We start from the raw sequence: 16,744 nt of genomic DNA, 5'->3' as shown, positions 1-16,744 counted from the left end.
TCAGTACCTCACTCGGGGGTCGATGAGGGCGGCGACGACGTCGACCACGAAGTTCGAGAGCGCCACGATGACCGCGAGCATCATGACGATGCCCTGCACGGCCACGTAGTCACGGGCCTTCATGTACTCGGCGAGCATGTAGCCCAGTCCGTTCCACTCGAAGGTGGTCTCGGTGAGCACCGCGCCGCCGAGCATCATCGCGATCTGCATGCCCATCACCGTGACGATCGGGATCAGGGCCGGGCGCAGGGCGTGACGGGTGGTCAGTCGTCTCTCGGCCACGCCGCGGGAGCGCGCCGAGCCGATGTACTGCATCTCCAGGGTGCCGATCATGTTGGTGCGCACCAGGCGCAGGAAGATCCCTCCGGTGAGCACTCCGAGCGCGATCGCTGGGAGCAGCGCGTGCTCGGCGACGTCCACCAGCAGATCCAGGTTCCCCAGCCGCAGCGCGTCCAACAGGTAGAACGGGGTGGGATTGAGGATGTTGCTCATGGTCAGCTCGCCGCGGGTGGAGATCCGCCCGGCCACCGGGAGCCAGCCCAGGCCCACCGAGAAGACGATCTTCAGCAGCAGGCCCACGAAGAACACCGGGGTCGCGTAGCCGAGGATCGCCACGATCCGCAGCACCGCGTCCGGCCAGCGGTCGCGCGTGCGGGCCGCGATCATGCCCAGCGGCACGCCGGCCACCACCGCGACCACCACGGCGTAGGCCACCAGCTCGAAGGTCGCCCCACCGTAGGTGGTGAGGATCTCGGAGACCGGGGTGCCATCGGTGTAGGAGGTCCCGAAGTCCCCGCGGAGCACGCCCGCAAGGTAGTCGAAGTACTGCACGATCAGAGGGCGGTCGTAACCGGCTTCGGCACGGCGCTGCGCGAGCTGTTCGGGCGTCAGACGACCGCCCAGCGCCGCCGTGATCGGGTCGCCTGTGATCCTCATCAGGAAGAACACGACCGTCATCAGGATGAACACGGTCGGGATGATGAGCAGGAACCGCACCAGGATGTAGCGGCCGAGACCTCCCGAGGAGCGCGCGCGCTTGCGCGCCGCCCCGGGGGCGGGCTCGACCGATGTGTCGAGCTCGGCGGTCACTTGCTGAGCGGGGCGAGGCGGAACTTGAAGGACGAGTCGAGGGTGACGCCCTGCACCTCGGCCGTGGAGACGGCGATCTGCGACCCCTGCAGCAGCGGCAGGGTCGAGATCTCCTCGGCCACGATGTCCTGGATCTCGACGAACAGTGCTTCCCGCTCGGCCTCGTCCTCGGTGCCGCGCTGCTGGGCGATCAGCTCGTTCACCTCGTCATTGGAGTAATGGTTGACCAGGAAGTTGTCCGTGACGAAGAACGGGGAGAGGTAGTTGTCGGCGTCCGAGTAGTCCGGGAACCATCCCAGCTGGTAGGCGGGGTAGACGTCGGAGGTGCGGTCCTTGGAGTACTGCACCCATTCGGTGGACTTCAGGTCCACCACGAACAGCTCGTCGGCCTCCAGCTGCGACTTCACCGCCGCGTACTCGTCACCCGAGGAGTTCCCGTAGTGGTCGGGGTTGTACTGCAGGCTGAGCTGCACCGGGATCTCGACGCCCGCGTCCTCGAGGCGCTTCTTCGCGCGGGCCGCGTCGGGCCCGCCGTTGCCGTCGCCGTACATGTCCTTGAACTGGGTGCCGGAGCCCGGCAGCCCCTCGGGGATGTACGAGTACAGCGGCGTGTAGGTGCCCTTGTAGACGGACTTCGAGATCGCTTCGCGGTCCAGCAGATCGGCGGCCGCCTGGCGCACGGCCTGGGACTTGGCCGGATCGGCGTTCTCGGTCTTGGTGCCGTAGGGCATGGTCGCGATGTTGAACACGATGTAGCGGATCTCGCCGCCGGGGCCCTCATGGACGGTGACGGCGTCGTCGCCATGGAGGTCCTCGATGTCGGTGGCGGACAGCGAGCGCCACACGCAGTCGATGTTGCCCTCCTGGATGTCCAGCTTCATGTTGTTCTGGTCGGCGTAGTACGACATCGACACCTTCTCGGTGGCCGGGGTGCCGAAGATCCCCTTGTAACCCTCGAACGCCTGGTAGGAGACCAGATCATTGATCTTCCAGCTGGTGATCTGGTACGGACCGCAGAAGGCGCCGCCGTCGACGATCTCGTTGTCGGCCAGGACCGCGTCGCCGGGGAACACGTCGGCGTCGACGATGGGTCCGGCCGGGCTGCACAGCACGTAGGGGAAGGTCTGGTCGTCGGGCTCGGTGAGGTGGAAGTCCACGGTCAGTTCGTCGACGGCTTCGACCTTCTCGAGATTGCCCAGCAGGCTCGAGGGCCCGTTGGCGTCGGCGATCTTGAGCTGACGGTCGAAGGTGTGCTTGACGTCTTCACTGGTCAGCTCGTTGCCGTTGGCGAAGGTCAGGCCCTCCTGCAGCGTCACGGTGTAGACGTTGGGGCTGGTGAACTCCGCGGAGGCGGCGAGGTCCGGCTCGGGCTTGCCGTCCTCCGAACCGATGCTGGTGCCCATGAGGTACCCGTAGACCTGGGTCCACACCGTCGAGGAGCCGTTGTCGTAGGCGGCCGCGGGGTCCAGCGCGGTGACCTTGTCGGTGGTGCCGACGGTGAGGGCGCCCTCACTGCCGCCGCCACCGCTGCCGCCGCCGTCGTCCGCGGTCTTCGCGCACGCGGAGAGCAGGACTGGGACCCCGGCCATGGACAGCAGCACTGCCCGTCGCCTCGGAGTGAAAGCGGCATCGAACATGGGTTCCTCCAGGATGAAGCGGTCCGCGGGATCACGGCTCTGTGAACCACCGGCGGCAGCTTGTGACGTGACGCACCGGTGCGTGCCCTGAAACGTAGCAGTGACGTCGGCGAGACCCGAATCCCTGGAGGGGCAACGCCCACCTGTGACGGAAACGTTATCCGGGAGCGCTCCGCTCAGCCGCCCAGGGTGGCCACGCCCGAACGGACCGCCGCGATCACGCCCCCGTCCACGAGTAGGTCGGTGCCGGTGATGAAGGAGGCGTCCGGTCCGAGCAGGAAGGCGGCGGCGGCCGCGATGTCCTCCGCGGTGCCGAGCCGCCCGGTGCCGGAGGCCTCGACGGCTGCCCGCATCGACGCACCGCTGGCGCCTGCCAGCTCGGAGAGCCCCATCGGCGTGGAGACCACGCCAGGGCTGAGGGAATTGATCCGGGCGCCGCGCCCGCCCCACGTGATGCTCGCGGCCTGGACGCGCAGCTGATTGGCGCGCTTGGCGAGCGCATAGGCGGCGCCGGCGTCCTCGAGCGCGGCGATCACCGGGAGCGCCGCGAGGTCATCGGTCGGTGTGGTGGCGAGGGCGCTCTGGAGGTCGGCGGGAAGTGAGTCACCCGCCTGGGTGCCGGCCATGCTCGCGATCACCACGCCGGCGCCTCCCGGGGCGACGACGTCGGCGAACTCCTCGAGGACCAGCGCGACGCCGACCAGATCCACGGCGATCACGGCCTCCGCCGAGGCCTGCACCGGGGAGAGCCCGGCGGTGTGGACGACCTGCTTGACGGGTCCGATCTCGACCGAGGCCCGCGCGAGAGAGCGCACGGACTCCCGCGAGGAGACGTCCACCTGTTCGGCGTGGACGGCGAATCCGTCCCCGCGCAGCGCCGTCGCGACCCGGTCGAGGGAGGCGGCGTCGAGATCGGCGAGCACTACGGTTCTCCCGGCGCCGAGCCGACGGGCGATCGCCTCCCCCATTCCGCCGATTCCGAGGACGACCAGCACATCCGACATGTACCCTCCCGAGGATCGATGGCGCGACGCTCCGTCGGCGCTCCCGGGCGACCTTACGCCCGCCGCCGGAGCCGAGGGAGCATCGGACCGACCGTCGCCGTCGACCCGCCACCAGGAGAGAAACATGCCCGATGACCGCCACCACCTGCTCACCGGCGGGGCCTCGCTCGAGAAGGTCGCCACCGGCGCCACCTGGGCCGAGGGCCCGGTCTGGATCCCCGGACGGCGCGCGGTGCGCTTCAGCGACATCCACACGAACCGGATCCTGGAGTACTCCGAGGAGACCGGGGAGCTGACTGTGTTCAGCGACGCCGCCGAGCACACCAACGGCCGCACCCTGGATCTCGCCGGCCACGTCGTGGAGTGCTCCCACGGCCGCCGCGCGGTCCAGCGCGACCGCGCCGTCGGCCCCGGGGAGGCACCCGCACCCACGACGCTCGTGGACCGCTACGGCCCGCACCGCCTGAACTCCCCGAACGACGTGGTCGTCGCCTCCGACGGCGCGATCTGGTTCACCGACCCCGCCTACGGCATCAAGCGCCCCGTCGAAGGCCATCCCGGCGAGGAGGAGTACGGCGACCGCTACGTGTTCCGCTACGACGAGGCGGAGGGCACCCTCCGCCCCGTGGTGATCGACGTGGAGGCCCCCAACGGGCTGGCCTTCTCCCCCGACGAGAGCCTGCTGTACGTCGCGGACTCCTCGCTCACCCCGGCCGACGAATCCGATCCGTTCCCCGAGCGCCCCCATGGGCACGCGATCCACGTGTATGACCTCGTCGAGGGGCGGCACGCGAAGAACGGCCGCACGCTGACCGAGGTCTCCCCCGGCCTGCCCGACGGGATCAGGGTGGACGTCGAGGGCAGGATCTGGAGCTCGAGCCTGTCCGGGGTGCAGGTCTTCGCACCCACCGGAGAGCGGCTGCTGGATCTCCCGGTGCCGGAGAAGACCGCGAACCTGTGCTTCGGCGGGGACGACGGGCGCACGCTCTACATCGTCGCGACCACGAGTCTGTACCGGATCCGCACCACGACGCGCGATGGGGTGACCCTCGCGCGCACCTGACAGCGTTCATACGCTGTATCAGCTGCTACACCCTTTCATGGCTGCAGTGGGCAGGGCGCTCACCCGGGGACGCCCTCGTTCCACCACCGCAGCACCCGCAGCGCCTGCAGGGTGAGCCAGGGCGAGGGTTCGCCCAGCGGGACATCGATCTCGAACCACACCTGCCCGGGCAGCACCTTCTGCTGCAGCCAGGTGCCGTCGGCCTGCTGGGCCTCGCGCACCATCTCCACCGCCTCCTCCATCCGCGCATCCCGTCGATCCGTGAGGCGGAAGTGATCCAGCGCCCGCAGGGCGGAGTAGATGTGGCGCGGCGGATACAGGAAATGGTCGACCCAGGGCCCGAGCAGCTCCCCGGTGCTCAGGCGCCGCGTGAGACGCCGCTCGAGCAGGTACTCCTCCCCGCCGGCGCGGGCCGCCCGGGTGGCCTCGGTGCCGCCGGTGGCCCGCTCATGGATCGCCAGGGCGACCAGCGCGTTGAGCGTGGAGTGGACGCTGGAGCGTACCGAGCCGCTGGTCCACTCGCAGTTCCAGCCGCCGTCGTCCATCCGGTGCTCGACGAACCAGGTCGCCAGCGCCTCGACCTCGGCCCCGAGCCAGAGGCCGTTGGCGAGCGTCATCGCATTGATGCAGCAGTCGACCTCACCTCCCCAGTACGGGAGGGTCTCGTCGTACTCCCAGTGCGAGTTCTTCGCGAGCAGCGCGGCGGTGTCGCGCTCGATGAGGGGTGCGGGATCCATTCCCCAGTCGCGCAAGGTGGTGAGGGTCCAGGTGGTCGCGGTCCATGGCTGGCCAGGCAGCTCCGCGTTGTCCGGATCCTGCAGGAAGCCCTTCGGGAAGAACGCTCCGCCGGCCCATTGCCCGTCCGCGTCCTGGCGCTCCAGCAGGGCGGCGCCGAATCCCTCGTACGGGATCCGGGCGCGAGTGGCCTCCCACTGCTCGGACGGGGCGTCGAGCAGGTCTCGCTCGACCTGCCAGCGCAGGGCGGGGTCGGTGTCCAGGAGCCAGGAGATCACATCGGTGGGTGCCATGGAGTGATCCTCGCACCGTGCCCGGAATCCTGTCACCGCGCTCCCGGCCCACGTGGAGGTTCGTCCGGGACGCTCGAGGCCCGTGCCCGGCTCCCCCGGGCGCGACGACGACCGGAAGGACCGACGTGAGCACGTTCGACCGCTTGGCCGGCATGGCACGCAAGGCCCTCGATTCGAGGACGACGTCCCGCCCGACGGGCTCGGATGCCCGCTCGGGCTCGGGCTCGGACTGGCGCTCGATGGTCCGCGGCGCCGCCGACGCGATCACCGGGGAGGGCGACCGCCGCCCTGCGCCGGGGCGCCGCCCCGCGACCGCCTCGGGGCCCGTCCCCGAGGAGGACCGCCGCGCGATCGCCCGTTACGACTACCTGGTGCGCACCGCGGAACCGGATCAGCTCGAGCGCGTCCACCGTGAGGCCTTCGAGCGCCTGACCCCTCAGCAGCGCACCCAGCTCACCGCGTCGATGCGCTCGGAGCTGCCCGAGTCCGAGCGGCCGCGCACCGACGCTCCGCAGGACCTCGCCCGCTCCGCCACCCGACTCGGCGCGCTGGACCCGCGTCGCCTCACCCGGTTGCTGGGACGCTCCGGATCCTCATCCACCGGTGCCGGCACGCTCGCGGCCGGTGCGGCCGGTGCGGCCGGCGGACTGCTCGGAGTGGTGGCCGGCGGAGCCGTCGCCACCGGGATCGGCAGCTCCCTGCTGCAGGACGCGGTCGGCGCGGGCATCGACGTCGACTCCCTCACCGCCGGCATGGAGGCCGATCTCGGTGGCTTCACCGAGGGCTTCGAGGGCTTCACCGACGACATCGGCGGCAGCATCTCCGACGCCGGGGACCAGGTCTCCGGCCTCGGTCTCGGGGACCTGTTCGGTCGCTGAGGAGAGCCGGCTCAGAGAGGGTACGGCCCGAACCTCGACCACGCGACGAAGACCGAGAGGATCGCGAGCACGATCGAGGGCAGTGCCGCGGCGAGCCCGTCGCCGCGGCGGATGTGCACGACCGCCGCGAAGACCATGGTGATCGCGAGCCCGGCGGCCGCCAGCGCCACCAGGATCGGGCCCACGCCGGTGACGGCGGGCAGGATCAGCCCGAGGGCACCCAGGATCTCGAGCACCCCGATCCCCAGTATCACGCTGTGCGGGAAGTCCTCCACGTACGGGGTGCGCTCGATCTGCTGGTCCCGCGCGGTCAGCAGCTTCGCGGTGCCCGAGCCGACGAACACCGCGGCGAGCACGAAGGCGAGGATCCACAGGAGCATGTTCATGACAGCGTCTCCTTCGTCGGGGCCTCGAGTATCCCTCGGGACGGTGCCCGCTGTCACACGGTGACGTCCGCGGCCTCCTGGAATCGCTGTGCGACCAGCGCGACCACCGCGGGATCGGTGCCCAGCGGCGCGGTCCACAGGTCGGCGCCGGAGCGCGCCACGAGGCCGGCGAAGTGCCCGGGGGCCAGCAGGTGGCTCGCCGCGATCACCCGGCGCGCTCCGGCGGCGCGCGCCGCGGCGACCGCCTCGCGCAGGGTGGGCCCACGGCCCGCGCCGAACCCTGTCGTGACCGGGACGGGCAGCTCCTCCTGCAGGAGCTCGCACATCCGCTCCGCGGCGGCCGCGGCCGGCGGATCCGAGGATCCGGCGGCCGCGAGCACCACGTGATCGCCCGCACGGCGTCCGGGATCGCCGCCGGGCAGCTCCGCCAGGCGCCGGACCAGTGCCTCGGCGAGCAGTCGGTGCGGTCCCATCGGGGCGGCCGCGATGACGTGGGGGTACGGGTCCACGGCACCGGCGATGTCGACCCTGGTGTGGTGGCCCGTCGACAGCAGCAGCGGCACCACCACGGCCGGGCCGTCCGCCGCGAGGCGGGCGACGACGTCGCCGACGGCGGGGAGCTCGACGTCCACGAAGGCCGGCTCGATCCGCACCTCGGGCAGCTCGACGGCCACGGCCTCGAGCAGGGCGTTGATCGTGGCGCGTCCGGCGCGGGAGCGCGTCCCGTGTGAGCAGGCGATCAGAGCGGTCATCCGGCCTCCTCGAAATGCTCCACGACGGCGCGCACGAGCGCACCCGTGCGGCCACGCGCGGCGAGCAGCACGGGCATCCCCCGGTCCGTGAGCGGCCGCGCCGTGACGGGGCCGACGCAGGCCAGCACCAGCTCCCCCGCCGAGGCCCGCTCCCGGAGGCCCTCGAGGCACCCTGCCGTGACCGCGTCCTCGAGCCAGGCGGCCGCCGCCGGGGCGGAGGTGAACACCACCGCGTCGAGGGGGCCCGCGGCGGCGTGCTGCACCGAGCGTCGGAGCGCCTCGGGTTCGCGGGTCGGTCCCGAGCGGTACACCGTCAGGCTCACCACGTCCGCCCCGCCCTCGCCCAGGCTCTCGTCGAGCCCGTCGGCCCCGGTGCCGTGATGCTGGACGGCGATGCGCCTCCCACCGACGCCCCGAGCCACCAGATGCTCCCCCACCTCGGCCGAGGTCTCCGAGGGCGCCACCCAGGCGGTCTCCAGTCCCGCGCCCTGGACGGCCCCCTGCGCCTTCGCGCCGCGGGCCACGATCCGGGCGCCGGCCAGCGCAGCGTGCAGCTCTGCCCTCAGCCCGGCCGCGTCGGCCGCCTCCAGCCAGCCGCGCAGCCCGATGCCGGTGAGCACGACGAGGTCCTGGGGCGGGCGGGCGATGAGGTCCCGGGTCCGTGCGAGCAACTCGGCATCGTCCGGGTTCGATTCGGTGGCCAGCGCAGGCGCCCGCCGGACCACGGCGCCGTGGCGCTCGAGGGCCGCCGCGAGCTCGTCGGCCCGGCGCTCGACGGTGATCACGATGGTGCGGCCGAGGAGGGCGTCGGACAGACGCGACGTGGTGCTCATGGGAGCACATCCTCCCGCATCGGAGCGGACAGTAGCAGCCCGTGGCGGGCGACCTCCCCGAGGACGATGACGGCGGGGCTGCGGACGCCCACCGTGCGGGCGACCTCGACCACCTGCCCGAGGGTGGATCGCGTCGTGCGCTGCCGGTCGCTGTGCCCGTTCTCGATGATCGCCGTCGGGCGGGACGGCGGGACGCCGTGGGCCAGCGCCGCGGCCACCAGACGCGACAGTCCGCCGACCCCCATCAGCACCACGGTGGTCGTGGTGTCGTCGTCGAGCGCGGCGAGGGTGGCCGCCGTCGGTGCGCCCTGCCCGTGCACCACGTGCACCGAGGCCGCCGTGCCGCGATGGGTCAGCGGGATGCCCGCGGCCTGCGGGACGGCGACGGCGCTGGTCACTCCGGGGACGATCTCGACCGGGATCCCGGCGGCGAGGCAGGCCGCGTACTCCTCGCCGCCGCGGCCGAACACGACCGGGTCCCCGCCCTTGAGTCGCACCACGCGCCGCCCGGCGAGGGCGTGGTCGAGCAGCAGTGCGGTGATCTGCTCCTGCGGGACCGGATGATGGCCGGGCTGCTTGCCCACGTCGATCACGTCGGCGCACCAGCAGAGCTCGGCGAGCGCCTCGGGGCCGGGGCCGAGGCGGTCGGCGACGACCACGTCGGCCTCGCGCAGCAGTCTCTCGGCGCGCACCGTGAGCAGGTCCAGCGGGCCGGGGCCGCCGCCGACGAGCGCGACGGGGCCCGGCCGCGGCGTGCTCACGAGGCGCTCCCCCACAGCAGTTGCACCTGACCGTCGACCGCGCGGGCCTGCCAGGTGCGCAGCCGGGCGGGCTCCTTCCCCCGCGTGTCGAGGCAGGTGCCGGTGCGGAGGTCGAAGACCTGCTTGTGCATCGGCGAGGACAGGGTCGGAACGTCCCCGCGACTGCCGACGATGCCGCGGGAGAGCACATAGGCGTCGCAGTAGGGATCCCGGTTGCAGGTCGCGCGGATGGTGCCGTCGGCCAGCAGGAACAGTGCGATCTGCGCGCTGCCCACGAGGGCCGCCCGCCCCCGCTCGACCTCGAGGCTCTTCAGCGCACACACCCTCTGCCAGCCGAGACGGGAGCTGATCGAGGGGTGGAGGGTCTGCATCTGCGTGGTCAACGTCGTACCTCCAGTCTGGTGCCTGCGATCAGGACCTTCCCCGAGCGTCGTTCCTCGCTGCTCGCCGGCCGGGGCTGGCCGCGCTCGAGGGTGTAGGCGAGCGAGGGGTCGCCGGTGGCGGGAGCGTTGACGAAGGAGTGGAACCGCCGCAGCTTCTCAGGGTCGGCGAGGGTCGCCGCCCACTCGTCCTCGTAGCCGGCCACGTGCCGTTCCATGGCGGCATCGAGGTCGGCGCACAGCCCCAGGGAGTCCTCGAGCACCACCTCGCGCAGCCCGTCGATGCCACCGTCGAGGGCGGCCAGCCAGGGCGCGGTGCGCTGGAGAACGTCGGCGGTGCGGATGTAGTAGAGGAAGAAGCGGTCGATGGTGCGCACCAGCGCCTCGTCGTCGAGCCCTTCGGCGAAGAGCTGCGCATGGCGCGGGGTGGCCCCGCCATTGCCGCCGACGTACAGGTTCCAGCCCTGGGCGGTCGCGATGATGCCCGCGTCCTTGCTGCGGGCCTCCGCGCATTCGCGGGCGCAGCCGGAGACCCCGAGCTTCAGCTTGTGCGGGGCGCGCAGCCCTCGGTAGCGCAGCTCGAGCCGGACGGCCATCGCCGTCGAGTCGAGCACTCCGTAACGGCACCAGGCCTTCCCCACGCAGGACTTCACGGTGCGCAGCGACTTGCCGTAGGCCTGTCCCGACTCGAAGCCCGCGTCCACCAGACGCTGCCAGATCATCGGCAGCTCCTCGAGCCGGGCTCCGAAGAGGTCGATCCGCTGGCCGCCGGTGAGCTTCGTGTACAGGGCGAAGTCGCGGGCGATCTCCCCGACCACGATGAGCCCCTCGGGGGTGACCTCGCCGCCGGGCATGCGCGGGACGACCGAGTAGGTGCCGTCCTTCTGCATGTTCGCCATGACGTGGTCGTTGGTGTCCTGCAGCGTCGCGTTCTCCCCGTCCAGCACGTGGGCGGGGGCGAGGGTGGCCAGGATGCTGGCGAGCACGGGCTTGCAGGTGTTGCAGCCGCGCCCGCTGCCGAAGCGCTCGATGATCGCGCTGAAAGTGGTCAGCTCCGAGACCAGCACCGCGTCGTAGAGCTGACGGCGCGAGAGGTCGAAGTGCTCGCACAGTCCGGTGGAGACCGCGCGACCCATCCCCACGAGCTCCGCGTCGACCGTCCTCGCCAACGTCCCGACGCAGGAGCCGCAGGTGGCGCCGGCCCGGGTGCAGGCGGTGACCCCGGCGGCGTCCTCGCAGCCGTCCTCGTGAACGGCTTGCCGGATGCGTCCGGCGCTCACGCCCGCACAGGAGCAGACGATCGCCTCGTCGGGCAGCTCCCCGCCCGACGCGGCGATGCCGCCCTCGGGCAGCAGGTAGGCGGCCGGATCCGTCCCGAGGGAGCGCCCGATCAGCGGGCGCAGTGACCCGTAGGCGGAGGTGTCGCCCACGAGCATGCCGCCCAGCAGGGTGCCGGCGTCGTCGGAGAGGACGAGCTTCTTGTGCACACCGGCGACCGGATCGGCGTAGACGACGTCGAGGGCACCCTCGGTGGTGGCGAAGGCGTCGCCGAAGCTGGCCACCTCCACCCCGGAGAGCTTGAGCTGGGTGGAGAGGTCGTAGCCGGAGAAGGTCGCCTCGCCCTCCAGCAGCCCGTCCGCGACGACCTCGGCCATGGCGTACCCGGGGGCGACCAGCCCCACGCAGCGCCCCGCGAAGCTCGCGACCTCGCCGATGGCGCTGATCGCCGGGTCGGCGGTGCGGCAGCTCGCGTCGATCTCGACCCCGCCCCGCGCGGCGCAGGGCAGGTCGGCGGCGCGGGCGAGCTCGTCGCGGGGCCGCACGCCGATGGTGAAGACGACCAGGTCGGCGGGCTCGGCGGTGCCGTCGGCGAACTCGATGCCGGCGACCGATCCGTCTTCCCCGGCGGTGAGGCGGGCGGTGTGGGTTCCGGTGCGGACCGCGAGGTCACGCTGCTCGATGAGGCGGCGCAGGGCCTGGCCGGCGGGCAGGTCGAGCTGGGCGGACATGAGGCGGTCCCCCGACTGGGCGACGGTGGCCTCCGCTCCGAGCTTCTGCAGGGCACCCGCCGCCTCGAGCCCGAGCAGCCCGCCGCCGATGACGTACGCCCGCGGCGGTCTGCCGTCCGGGGCGCGCTCGATCTGGTCCCGCAGCCGTCGGACGTCCTCGAGGGTGCGATAGACGAAGGCCCCGGGGAGGTCCGCGCCGTCGAGCGGTGGGCGGGTCGCGGAGGAGCCGGTCGCGAGCACCAGGTGGTCGTAGTCGATCCGTGCGCCGCTGCGGGTGTGGACCTGCTGCCCGGCCCGGTCGATGCCGGCCACTGCGTCGGCCGGTGCGAAGTGCACCCGCGGGTCCTCGAGGACGCTGCGCTTCAGGGTCATCGCCTCGGGGTCGCCGCCGTCGAAGTAGCGGCTGAGCCCGACACGGTCGTAGGGGTGGCGGCCCTCCTCCCCCAGCACGGTCAGATGGAGGTCGCTCCCGGCACGGGCCAGCAGACTCTCGGCGAAGCGGTGGGCGACCATCCCGGCGCCGGCCACGACGATCCGTCGGGCGCTCATCGCACTGCCACCAGCGGCTCGGCCGTGGTCACGGGCTCCGGCGGCACGGACGGTCGGTGATGGGTGACGTACAGGGCGAGCCCGACGAACACGATCCCGCCGACGAGATTGCCGAGCACGGTCGGGATCTCGTTCCACAGCAGGTAGTCCGTCAGCGTGAAGTCCGCGCCGAGCAGCAGGCCGGCGGGGAACAGGAACATGTTCACCACGGAGTGCTCGAAACCCATGTAGAAGAAGAGCGTCACCGGCATCCACATGGCGACGGCCTTGCTGAGCAGGTTGTCGGACATCATCGCGGCGATGACCCCGGTGGACACCATGACGTTGCACAGCACGGCGCGCAGGAACAGGGTGAGCATCCCGCCGGCGCCGTGCTCGGCGTAGCCGACGGTGCGGCCGTGCCCGATCTCGCGGAGGGAGAGCCCGACGGCGCCGGGCTCGGTGCTGAAGCCGTAGGTGAAGCAGATCGCCATCACCACGGCGACGGTGACCGCCCCGAGCAGGTTCCCGAGGAACACCAGCGCCCACAGCCGCAGGATGCCTCGCACGCTCGCGCCCGGCCGACGGGCGATCAGCGCCAGCGGCGCCAGGGTGAACACGCCGGTGAGCAGGTCGTAGCCGAGCAGGTACAGCAGGATGAAGCCGATCGGGAAGAGCACGGCGCCCAGGAGCGCCTCGCCGGTCTGGACGGTGACGGTGATCGCGAAGGCCGCCCCGAGGGTGAGCAGGGCCCCGCCCATCGCGGCGCGGAGCACCGTGTCCCGGGTGGACAGGCCGAGCTTGCTGGAGCCGGCGTCGATCATCCGCCCGACAAGGTCCGCGGGCTTGACGTAGGACATGGGCACTCCTGGGGTCTTGGGGATCCGGCCGGCCCCGCGATCCGGCTGCGGGAGCGACGCCAACCTAGAGTGGGCGCCCGGGATCCCCGAGGCCACGGAGCCGCCGTGACCTTCCTGTGACCTGACGTCTCAGGACTGGGCGGTGGGTCAGTCCGTCGGCCGCACCAGCCGGTCGTGACCCGATTCCTCCAGCTCCGCGATGTCGGAGTGGGCCTTGAGGAACTCGGAGAAGGTGCGATAGCCCAGGGCCTTCTCGCTGAAGGAGGGGTCCATGCGGCGCATGTGGGACTTCACGGCGGAGCTGTGCAGCCATTCGCTGTCTCCGCGCCCGCCGAGCTGCAGGGCGCGCTGAAGCAGTCGAGTGGCCGCCTCCCCCGGGTCCTCGGTCACCTCGTAGGTCGCCTCCTCCGCCTCCCCTGCCTCCCCTGCCCCCTCGGTCCCGGCGACGTCCGCGTCGGCGGCGCCGCCCCCGGGCGACGGCTCACCGCCGGTCGAGCGCGACCCGGCACCCCGGCCTCGCCGGGTGCGGGTCGCGGCGGGCGGCGCGGGACGCTCGATGCCGGGAAGGTTGTCGTAGGACTCGAACTCGTCGCAGGCCGCGGCCAGGGATCTCGCGGTCGACCCTGCCACGCCCATGCCGATCACGTACCGGCCCAGACGCCGGCAGCGCTGGGCGAGGGGCACGTAGTCGGAGTCTCCGGCGACGATCACCACGTGGGTGAGATCGGGGATGCGGAACATGTCCTCGACGGTGTCGACGGCGAGGCGGATGTCCGCCCCGTTCTTCGCGTAGGCGGCGGCCGGGAAGAGCTGCACCAGGTCGACGGCGCGGGCGACCAGCTGGGAACGGTACTCGGCGTTGACGGAGGCGGACCAGTCTGCGTACGCGCGGGTGAGCATGAGGGATCCGAAGGAGGCGGCGTAGTCGATGATCGCACCGACGTCGACGGTTGCGGCGGCGAGGCGCTCGGCGACCTCGGGGCCGGCCGGGTCCTCGGCGATCTTCTGGCGGTCACGGCTGTAGGCGTTGCGTCCGTGGACCCGGTCGTACCAGGACATGACGATGTTGTCGAAGTCGAGGTAGACGGCGACGCGGGGATCGGTGGGTTCTGCCATGGGGCCAGTCTGCCCCCTGGGCGGCGCCGGGGCAGGAGGAGCAGGGTCGTGGCGCGGCGAGGCGGGTGGGGGCGGCCGGCGGTTCCGGACGCGGGGTCGACAACCGCTGACACGGGGCCTGAGGATTCTTCACGCCTTTCGTCGCACGCTGCCGCGAATCCATGGCATCACGCGCCACTGACATTCGAGAATTGCACATCAGCGGAGCGCCAGACGTGCATCCAGAGCGGACATCGGCTTCCCACGCACTCGCACTCGCCCGCGATGTCAATGCCGGCCTCGCAATGTGTGGACAGCACACCCCTGCGGAGGAAGCATTCACCATTCCTCACCACACGTCATCTTTCCACATTGTGTGGATACCGTCGGGGAACTTGCTCCGAGTTTTGCACATCTCTCCCGTCTTGGGTTTCCTCCGTGTAGGATCGACGCATATCGAACACACATACGGGGGCGCGCGGCGCTCGGGATCATGAGGGGGTGAGAGGCATGAGCGCGATCGCATGCGGCACGGCGTCGGAGGGTGATGACCCGCAGGAGGACTTCGACCCCTCGGATCTCGCGTTCCTCGCCTCGCTCCCCCGGCGCCTGCGGCAGGTCACCGCCCGCACGCCCTTGACCCGCGAGGGCCTCCCCGATCGTGGTGAGAGCAGCGAGGATCCCCGACTCAGCGCGGCCGCACAGCTCGTATGGGATGCGGAGAAGGACAGCGCCCGCGCCCTGGCCTCGCGGTACCGCGCTGTGGCAGCGCTCCACGACTGCGAGGCCGACGGCGAGGAGCCGGCCGACGAGGACGATCTCGACACCCGCCGGGCGGCTCTCGCCCTACGCGTCACCGACGGCGTCGCCGCCTGGGAGCTGCGCAGCGCGCACCAGGCCGTCGACCAGTTCCCCCGCACTCTCGGGCTTCTGGAGTCCGGCCACTTCCCCTCCTGGTGGTTCACGCGGATGCTGCGCGCGGCGCAGAAGCTGAGTGACGACTCCCGGCGACAGATCGACCTCGCGATCGCGGCGTGGTCCACCGATATCACCGCCGAACGCTTCGTCAGCCTGCTCAACGCTCTCGTCCAGCTCAGGGCGCTCCGGGAGAAGGAAGCGGAGCAGGAGCCCGCCGAGCCCGTGCGGACGGTCGAGCTCGCCCCCGATACGGCCGAGGGGATCGGGACGATCACGTTCCGCGGACCGATCCCGGAGATCCTGGCCTTCTGGAAGCGGCTCGACGAGTCCGCCCATGCAGTCCAGGCCGCGCAGCGCAAGGCACTGCGCGAGGGCACCGAGATCCCGTTCGACCTCGAAGAGACCGTCAGCCGCACCGGACGGCCCGTCCCGCTCGACCGCCTGCGCTACGCCCTGCAGTTCGATTCCTCCTTCGACACCGACGGCGTGCAGGTTCCCGTCGAGCGGTTCCGCCTCAACCTGACGGTGCCCGCCCTGACCCTGCTCGGCGCCTCGGACGCGCCCGGCATGGTCGAGGGCAGCACGCCCATCCCGCCGCGGATGGCGCGCTCCCTGGCCGGGGCGGCGACCACCTGGTACCGCGTTCTCACGGATCCCGGCACCGGAGCCTTCCTGCCCTGCCCGGCCGAGAAGTACCATCCGGACAAGGCGATGCTCGAGCACCTGCGGCTGCGCAACTCCACCTGCGCCGTCCCCGGCTGCACGCGTTCCACCTCCTGGGCCTCGGAGGGCGACCACATCGAGGAGTACGACCACGCCGATCCCACCCGCGGCGGCCTCACGGAGATCGAGAACCTGCACCTGCTGTGCTGGCAGCACCACCTCGAGAAGACCCTGGGGCTGCTCGACCCCGCCCGCCTGGTGAGAAACGGCTCCGGACCGGGCCGCACCCGGTGGAGCATCGGCTCCCACGACCAGGTGATCACCACCGACGACGTCGATGTCGCCACCCGCATCGCGGTGCGCCAGCTCGAGCGCATCTGGGAACTCCACGAGCGCCGGAAGAACGCCCGCCGGCCGCTCCCACCACCCGAGGAACCTCCCACTGATACGCAGGAAGTTCCGCCGACGCCGGACGATCCGCCGCCCTTCTGACGGGTCAGCTCGCGCCCTGGATCCTCAGCGACTGGCGGCGCCGGTGCACGGTGAGGTACTCCAGCCCCTGCTCCCCCGCCCGGAAGCCGCGCGTGGTGCGACGGGGCAGAAGGGCGACGTCCCCCGGCCGAAGAGGTTCCTCGCAGTCCACGGTCACCAGCGTCCCGCCTCCGCGGACCACATGGATCAAGGTGTCCACCTCGGCGCCGACATGGGGCTCGATGATGCCCTGCGCAGGAAGGCGGATCAGATTCGAGTCGAGTTCCCGATCCGACTCAGCGATCGACCAGACGGCGCCGCGGCGCGGTTCCTCGGGCTGATCGGAGGTATTGGTCAGGACAGGCATGTCGTCGGCTCCCGGTTCTCGA

Annotated in this window: 16 protein-coding genes; 3 read left to right on the top strand and 13 right to left on the bottom strand. The window is 71.5% G+C overall.

Annotation, left to right across the window (positions count from 1 at the left end; all coding sequences use genetic code 11):
* The 3 genes from JOF43_RS20205 to JOF43_RS20195 all read right to left on the bottom strand — a co-directional run bounded on the left by JOF43_RS20205 (position 1) and on the right by JOF43_RS20195 (position 3,730).
* On the bottom strand, positions 1-1,089 hold the full coding sequence (locus JOF43_RS20205; protein WP_209904941.1) for an ABC transporter permease: 1,089 nt from the start codon (positions 1,087-1,089) through the stop codon (positions 1-3).
* Positions 1,086-2,726: an ABC transporter substrate-binding protein gene (locus JOF43_RS20200; RefSeq protein ID WP_209904940.1), complete on the bottom strand. Its 1,641-nt coding sequence runs from the start codon at positions 2,724-2,726 to the stop codon at positions 1,086-1,088. Before JOF43_RS20200 ends, JOF43_RS20205 begins: the two co-directional genes overlap by 4 nt.
* A gap of 176 nt (positions 2,727-2,902) precedes the next feature.
* Entirely contained in the window at positions 2,903-3,730 is an 828-nt protein-coding gene (locus JOF43_RS20195) for an SDR family oxidoreductase (protein ID WP_209904939.1), read from the bottom strand.
* Positions 3,731-3,854: 124 nt separating this feature from the next.
* Here JOF43_RS20195 and JOF43_RS20190 point away from each other — a divergent pair, with 124 nt between their 5' ends.
* Positions 3,855-4,793 (top strand): SMP-30/gluconolactonase/LRE family protein, encoded by a 939-nt coding sequence (locus JOF43_RS20190; RefSeq protein ID WP_209904938.1) that lies wholly within the window; start codon positions 3,855-3,857, stop codon positions 4,791-4,793.
* Between the two features lie 59 nt (positions 4,794-4,852).
* Here the strand turns inward: JOF43_RS20190 and JOF43_RS20185 are convergent, their stop codons facing one another.
* Complete coding sequence (locus JOF43_RS20185) at positions 4,853-5,821, bottom strand: prenyltransferase/squalene oxidase repeat-containing protein (RefSeq protein ID WP_209904937.1); 969 nt, start codon at positions 5,819-5,821, stop codon at positions 4,853-4,855.
* Positions 5,822-5,946: 125 nt separating this feature from the next.
* On the opposite strand from JOF43_RS20185, the gene JOF43_RS20180 reads away from it, so the two are divergent.
* The gene (locus tag JOF43_RS20180) at positions 5,947-6,699 is read left to right on the top strand and encodes a cation-transporting ATPase (protein ID WP_209904936.1); all 753 of its coding nucleotides are present in this window, start codon (positions 5,947-5,949) and stop codon (positions 6,697-6,699) included.
* A gap of 11 nt (positions 6,700-6,710) precedes the next feature.
* Here JOF43_RS20180 and JOF43_RS20175 read toward each other — a convergent pair whose 3' ends face one another.
* From JOF43_RS20175 to JOF43_RS20140, 8 genes are all read right to left on the bottom strand, one after another.
* A complete protein-coding gene (locus JOF43_RS20175) occupies positions 6,711-7,085 on the bottom strand; it encodes a DoxX family protein (protein ID WP_209904935.1) in 375 nt (124 codons plus the stop codon).
* Between the two features lie 53 nt (positions 7,086-7,138).
* Complete coding sequence (locus JOF43_RS20170) at positions 7,139-7,837, bottom strand: sirohydrochlorin chelatase (protein WP_209904934.1); 699 nt, start codon at positions 7,835-7,837, stop codon at positions 7,139-7,141.
* Entirely contained in the window at positions 7,834-8,670 is an 837-nt protein-coding gene (locus tag JOF43_RS20165) for a uroporphyrinogen-III synthase (protein WP_209904933.1), read from the bottom strand. The genes JOF43_RS20170 and JOF43_RS20165 overlap by 4 nt, the downstream gene beginning before the upstream one ends.
* Positions 8,667-9,431: a uroporphyrinogen-III C-methyltransferase gene (gene cobA, locus JOF43_RS20160; protein WP_209904932.1), complete on the bottom strand. Its 765-nt coding sequence runs from the start codon at positions 9,429-9,431 to the stop codon at positions 8,667-8,669. Before cobA ends, JOF43_RS20165 begins: the two co-directional genes overlap by 4 nt.
* Positions 9,428-9,802, bottom strand: coding sequence for a nitrite reductase small subunit NirD (nirD, locus tag JOF43_RS20155; protein WP_209905415.1), 375 nt, complete (start codon positions 9,800-9,802; stop codon positions 9,428-9,430). The genes cobA and nirD overlap by 4 nt, the downstream gene beginning before the upstream one ends.
* An 8-nt stretch (positions 9,803-9,810) precedes the next feature.
* Complete coding sequence (gene nirB, locus JOF43_RS20150; protein WP_209904931.1) at positions 9,811-12,369, bottom strand: nitrite reductase large subunit NirB; 2,559 nt, start codon at positions 12,367-12,369, stop codon at positions 9,811-9,813.
* Positions 12,366-13,208 carry a formate/nitrite transporter family protein gene (locus tag JOF43_RS20145; protein WP_209904930.1) on the bottom strand — a complete coding sequence of 281 codons (843 nt, stop codon included), beginning with the start codon at positions 13,206-13,208 and terminating at the stop codon, positions 12,366-12,368. Before JOF43_RS20145 ends, nirB begins: the two co-directional genes overlap by 4 nt.
* 147 nt (positions 13,209-13,355) lie before the next feature.
* Positions 13,356-14,324, bottom strand: a complete 969-nt coding sequence (locus JOF43_RS20140; protein ID WP_209904929.1) for an NYN domain-containing protein — start codon at positions 14,322-14,324, stop codon at positions 13,356-13,358.
* A gap of 489 nt (positions 14,325-14,813) precedes the next feature.
* On the opposite strand from JOF43_RS20140, the gene JOF43_RS20135 reads away from it, so the two are divergent.
* Complete coding sequence (locus tag JOF43_RS20135) at positions 14,814-16,376, top strand: HNH endonuclease signature motif containing protein (protein ID WP_209904928.1); 1,563 nt, start codon at positions 14,814-14,816, stop codon at positions 16,374-16,376.
* A 4-nt stretch (positions 16,377-16,380) separates the two neighbouring features.
* Here the strand turns inward: JOF43_RS20135 and JOF43_RS20130 are convergent, their stop codons facing one another.
* Positions 16,381-16,722: a cupin domain-containing protein gene (locus JOF43_RS20130; protein ID WP_209904927.1), complete on the bottom strand. Its 342-nt coding sequence runs from the start codon at positions 16,720-16,722 to the stop codon at positions 16,381-16,383.
* Between the last annotated feature and the right edge of the window lie 22 nt (positions 16,723-16,744).

The organism is Brachybacterium sacelli (genome assembly GCF_017876545.1).
Lineage (GTDB): Bacteria > Actinomycetota > Actinomycetes > Actinomycetales > Dermabacteraceae > Brachybacterium > Brachybacterium sacelli.
The sequence above is the reverse complement of the archived record's forward strand: the minus strand, read 5'-3'. Positions and strand labels throughout refer to the sequence as shown.

Coding starts and splice junctions, on each gene's coding strand:
- JOF43_RS20200 (WP_209904940.1), bottom strand. CDS start 2,726: ATGTTCGATGCCGCTTTCACTCCGAGGCGACGGGCAGTGCTGCTGTCC.
- JOF43_RS20140 (WP_209904929.1), bottom strand. CDS start 14,324: ATGGCAGAACCCACCGATCCCCGCGTCGCCGTCTACCTCGACTTCGAC.
- JOF43_RS20195 (WP_209904939.1), bottom strand. CDS start 3,730: ATGTCGGATGTGCTGGTCGTCCTCGGAATCGGCGGAATGGGGGAGGCG.
- JOF43_RS20190 (WP_209904938.1), top strand. CDS start 3,855: ATGCCCGATGACCGCCACCACCTGCTCACCGGCGGGGCCTCGCTCGAG.
- nirD (WP_209905415.1), bottom strand. CDS start 9,802: ATGCAGACCCTCCACCCCTCGATCAGCTCCCGTCTCGGCTGGCAGAGG.
- nirB (WP_209904931.1), bottom strand. CDS start 12,369: ATGAGCGCCCGACGGATCGTCGTGGCCGGCGCCGGGATGGTCGCCCAC.
- JOF43_RS20135 (WP_209904928.1), top strand. CDS start 14,814: ATGAGCGCGATCGCATGCGGCACGGCGTCGGAGGGTGATGACCCGCAG.
- JOF43_RS20130 (WP_209904927.1), bottom strand. CDS start 16,722: ATGCCTGTCCTGACCAATACCTCCGATCAGCCCGAGGAACCGCGCCGC.
- JOF43_RS20145 (WP_209904930.1), bottom strand. CDS start 13,208: ATGTCCTACGTCAAGCCCGCGGACCTTGTCGGGCGGATGATCGACGCC.
- JOF43_RS20185 (WP_209904937.1), bottom strand. CDS start 5,821: ATGGCACCCACCGATGTGATCTCCTGGCTCCTGGACACCGACCCCGCC.
- JOF43_RS20175 (WP_209904935.1), bottom strand. CDS start 7,085: ATGAACATGCTCCTGTGGATCCTCGCCTTCGTGCTCGCCGCGGTGTTC.
- JOF43_RS20170 (WP_209904934.1), bottom strand. CDS start 7,837: ATGACCGCTCTGATCGCCTGCTCACACGGGACGCGCTCCCGCGCCGGA.
- JOF43_RS20165 (WP_209904933.1), bottom strand. CDS start 8,670: ATGAGCACCACGTCGCGTCTGTCCGACGCCCTCCTCGGCCGCACCATC.